The sequence below is a fragment of the Prosthecobacter sp. genome, assembly GCF_029946185.1.
In the GTDB taxonomy this organism is placed as follows: domain Bacteria; phylum Verrucomicrobiota; class Verrucomicrobiia; order Verrucomicrobiales; family Verrucomicrobiaceae; genus Prosthecobacter.
In genome coordinates this window covers 9,905-14,532 of the sequence record NZ_JAQSEA010000266.1, presented here as the reverse complement: position 1 = coordinate 14,532, position 4,628 = coordinate 9,905, and the positions used below count along the sequence as shown (strand labels likewise).

General features: G+C 59.2%; 3 protein-coding genes. All 3 read right to left on the bottom strand.

Annotated features, from left to right (window positions below; genetic code table 11):
- On the bottom strand, positions 1-3,009 hold a 3,009-nt coding region (locus PSV43_RS21885; RefSeq protein ID WP_300202736.1), incomplete at its 3' end, for an efflux RND transporter permease subunit.
- On the bottom strand, positions 3,006-4,019 hold the full coding sequence (locus PSV43_RS21880) for an efflux RND transporter periplasmic adaptor subunit (RefSeq protein WP_300202734.1): 1,014 nt from the start codon (positions 4,017-4,019) through the stop codon (positions 3,006-3,008). The genes PSV43_RS21880 and PSV43_RS21885, both read right to left, overlap by 4 nt.
- Positions 4,020-4,090: 71 nt before the next feature.
- On the bottom strand, positions 4,091-4,297 hold the full coding sequence (locus tag PSV43_RS21875; RefSeq protein ID WP_300202732.1) for a DUF2892 domain-containing protein: 207 nt from the start codon (positions 4,295-4,297) through the stop codon (positions 4,091-4,093).
- Positions 4,298-4,628 lie beyond the last annotated feature (331 nt).

Here is a 4,628-nt window from a genome sequence, read left to right as displayed (position 1 = left end):
ATTTCGCACCACGATACCACCTCCTGCCATGAAGCCGATCATGCTGGTGGCGGTAAAAAAGGCATCCATGAACCCGTGCGCAGGCAGAATGCCGACCAGCGAGAATGGAATGGCGATCATCACGATGGCAGGTGTGATGAAGCTGCGGAACCAGCCGACCATGAGCACGTAGATGAGGATCAAACACGCGCCGAATGCGGCGCCGAGATCGCGAAAGACCTCGATGGTGATGTGCCACTCGCCGTCCCATTTCAGCGCGGGTTCAGCATCGCTGAAAGGCATGGAGGCATTGAGGATTTGAAGTTCCGCGCCGCTGCCGCCGAACTCGCGTGTGTCGAGCTTCTTGAGTGCCTCGTTCATCTGGAAAATAGCATACACCGGGCTTTCGACCACGCCGGCCACATCGCCAATGACGTAGGTCACGGGCATCAGATTTTTGTGATAGCGGCTCTTCTCCACGGTGACATGCTCCACTTTCACCAACTCGCGCAGAGGCACGAGGGGCGAACCGGACGCCCCCGGCTCAGGCAGCGCATTCGCATCTCCGGAGCGCACGCGCAGCGCGAGCAGTTCCTCGGGAGTAGTCTTGGCGGAGCGTGGCAGTTCGAGGCGAATATTCACGTCCTCCTTCTCCTCAGGCTGGTGCAGCAGATCGACCGTCTCGCCATCCACAGCGATTTTGAGTGTCTGTGAAATCGTGGCGGCGCTGATGCCATGGAGCGCGGCCTTTTCCTTGTCGATGACGAAGCGCGCCTTCTGCTGGTCGGCCTCGATGTACCAATCGACATCGACCACACCGGGCGTGGACTTGAAAATGGTCTTCACCGCTTCAGCGAGTTTCAGACGATCCTCTTCACTTGGTCCGTAAATTTCAGCTACGAGGGTTTGCAGCACCGGCGGTCCTGGAGGCACCTCGGCAATGGCGACACGTGCGCCGTAGCGAGCAGCGATGGCGGCAACGGCCGGGCGCACACGTTTGGCGATGTCATGGCTCTGCGCCTTGCGTTCGTGCTTGCCGACGAGGTTGACCTGAATGTCCGCCACGCTGGCACCCCGGCGCATGAAGTAGTGACGCACCAAGCCGTTGAAATTATAAGGGGATGCAACACCGGCATAGATCTGGTAGTCGGTGACTTCGGGCTCGGTGCGAATCGCCGCCGCCATTTCACGTGCCACGGCGGTCGTCTGCTCCAGCGAGGTGCCTTCAGGCATGTTTAGGATCACCTGAAACTCGCTCTTGTTGTCAAACGGCAGCATCTTCACCTTCACCCAGCCAAGTCCGACCGTCGCCATGGCACCGAGCAGAAGCACGGTGATGCCGATGAGGAACATCCAGCGCCAGCCGGTGTGATGAATCAGCGGGCCCATCATGCGGCGATAGAGCTTCGTGAAAAAATCTTCCGCATGCTCGGACGCGAGGTGCTTGTGGCCGTCGTCCGCCGCGACGCCTTCCGTCAGTTTGGAATACTTGCCGCCCCAGCGCAGAATGCGGATGGAAGCCCAGGGCGTGACGATGAATGCGATGAGCAGCGACCAGAACATCGCGGCACTGGCACCGATCGGAATCGGGCGCATGTAAGGTCCCATGAGGCCGCCGACAAACGCCATCGGCAGCACGGCGGCGATCACGGCAAAGGTGGCGAGGATGGTGGGATTTCCCACTTCGCCCACGGCTTCGACGGCGATCTTTGACCAGTCCCGGCCCTTGTTCTGCGGCAGGTGGAAATGACGCACGATGTTTTCCACCACGACGATCGCATCATCCACCAAGATGCCGATGCTGAAGATCAGAGCGAAGAGGGTGATGCGGTTCAGCGTGAAGCCGTAGAGGTAAAAGATGAGCAGCGTCAGCGCCAGCGTGGCCGGAATGGCCACGGCGACGATGCCGCTCTCCCGCCAGCCAAGCGTCAGCCAGATCAGGATGGCGACGCTGAAAACGGCGATGCCCATGTGCAGCAGCAGTTCGTTCGATTTCTCTGCTGCGGTCTCGCCGTAGTTGCGCGTGACGCTCACGGTGACATCGGCAGGAATGACCGAGCCTTTGAGCAGGTCCACTTTGCGGATCACCTCGTCCGCCACAGAGATTGCATTCGCGCCTGGGCGTTTGGCGATGCTGAGCGTGACGGCAGGTTCTTCGTCCGTCTTGGAGCCGTAGAGCACGTACTGCACAGCCTCTTCACCGCCATCAAGGATCTCGGCCACTTCACGCAGATACACCGGCCGGCCGCCAAACACGCCGACGACCACATCGCCCACCTCATGCGCGGTTTTCAGGAAGGCACCGGTTTCCACGAGCACCTCGCTGTTGCCGGTGGTGAGGCCGCCCGCACGAAACTGCCGGTTGGCCTGCTGCAGCATCGGCACCAGACCCGCAGGGCTGAGATTACGAGAGGCCAGCTTCACGGGATCAAGCATCACCCGCACCGCACGGCGCGCGCCGCCCAGCAGATTTGTTTCTGCCACCAGCGGGACCTGCTTGACGGATTCATCCACCTGGGCCGCAAGTCGGCGCAGCGTGAGGTGATCATAGCGTGCGCTGTGGAAGGTGAGCGCAAGGATCGGTACGTCATCGATGCTCTTTGGCTTGATCATCGGCGGTGTGACACCCATCGGGATGCGGTCGAAATTCGCGCGCAGCTTCTCGGTGATTTTCACCAGGCTGCGCTCGGGGTCCTCGCCCACCTTGAAGCGCACAATGACCAGACTCTCGCTATCGCGCGAAGTGCTGTAGATGTATTCCACACCAGCCACCTCCCACAGCAGCTTTTCCATCGGCCGCGTGGCGCGTTCTTCGATCTCCTTCGCGGAAGATCCGGGCATGGACACCATGACATCGACCATCGGCACCTTGATCTGCGGCTCCTCTTCGCGCGGGAGCAGCACAATGGCAGCGGCACCGAGAATGACAGAGGCGATGATGACCAGCGGGGTCAGCTTTGAGTCAATGAACATCGCGGCAATGCGACCGGCGACACCCAGATTCTCAGAATGATTGGAAGGCTCGCTCATGGCTGGATCGTCACGGGTTGTCCATCGGAGAGTTTGCTGACATCACTGATCAAGACCTGCTCACCTTCTTCGAGACCGGAAAGCACTTCGATGCTGCCATTGATCACCTTGCCCGTCTTCACCAGGCGCAGGTTTGCATGGCCGTCTTTGACGACAAAAATCAGCTCCATCTGACCGCGCTTGATCACGCTGCCTTTGGGCACCATCAGCAACTGCATTTCCGCCATCGGCACTGCCACACGGCCAAACTGACCGGTGCGCAGTCCCTCCGCCACAGGAAGATCCAGCTTCACCTGAAACGTGCGGCTCACGGGATCGGCCACCGGTGCGATCTCGCTCACGGTGGCTTCGAGCGGCTTAGCCACCGAAGCGATTTTCACCTGCATCTTGGCCCCCATGGTGATGCGGTCGAGAATGGCTTCCGGTAGATCGGCTTCAAATCGCAACGTAGTCGGCGCTTCCATTTCGAGCAGGTGCCTGCCCGGCATGGCCAGATCTCCCACGTCGGCGAGCTTGCGGGTTATCACGCCGTCAAACGGCGCGGTGACGCGGGCGTAGCTCATCATCGTTTCGGCCTCGCTCACGCCAGCGGTTGCCACTTTGACCCGGGCATCGGCGGCATCGAAATCCTGCCGCGTTGTCGCGTTAGCGGCGACGAGTTCTTTTTGCCGTGCGAAGTCACGCTGTGCCTGGTCGAGCAGCGCCTTGGCCTGATCGACCTTCGCCTGAATCTCCTGGTTTTCCAGCCGGGCGAGCATGTCACCCGCCTTCACTGCGGCACCGGGCGTGGCGGTGTATTCCAGCACACGACCGCTGATTTTAGCCTCCACCTGGGCACGCAGCTTAGAGCGCACCGTACCCACGACCTCCTCGGCAGCCACATGCGGCTGCAGCTTGGCCAGCTGTACTTTTACGACGACGCTTGGCAACGGCGTCGCAGGCTGGCTGGCCTCATGTTTGCCACAGGCAGCCAAGGTGAGCAGAGTAATGAACAGGAGAAATCGTTTCATGGCAGTTGTGGGTCAGTCGGATGGCTCTAGCTACAAGCTAGTGGGCAAAGAGACTCTGGCGCTCCTCTTATTTAGCGTTTTGCACAGCAGGAACCGCCTACGCCGAGTTTCTTAAGGATCGTTTCAGCAGGGCAAAAGCCGGTGAATGCGGACTGCAGCAGGTTGGCACCCACAAAGACCGTCAGCCAGATCCAGTCTGGATGGACATAGTGACTCAGGGCCAGACTGGCAAGGATCATGGTGCCGGCGAGGGCGCGGATGGCGTTTTCGAGTTTCATGGTGAGATAGGGTATCAAGGTCAATTTTGCAGAGACTAAGTTTAGCGGACAACAGTGTTGGGGTTATCTCTCTGGATGAGAGCGGTGTAACCCTCGACTGTCACTTTCACTTCGCGTCTAACGGCAGCGCTCTTTTCAGCCGCCTCCTTGCAGAGCATCGGCGTAGAAAAAGCTCACCGACACCGCGAGCACGGAAAGCGACAATATTTTGGTGGAGATAGGAGATTTCATAATGTTCCGCATTCAACTACATGAGTCTATACTCATACAGTCAAGTTGTGCAATTTATTTTGTTTAAATCACCTGTCCAGGAGCAGAGGGACAATGGCAT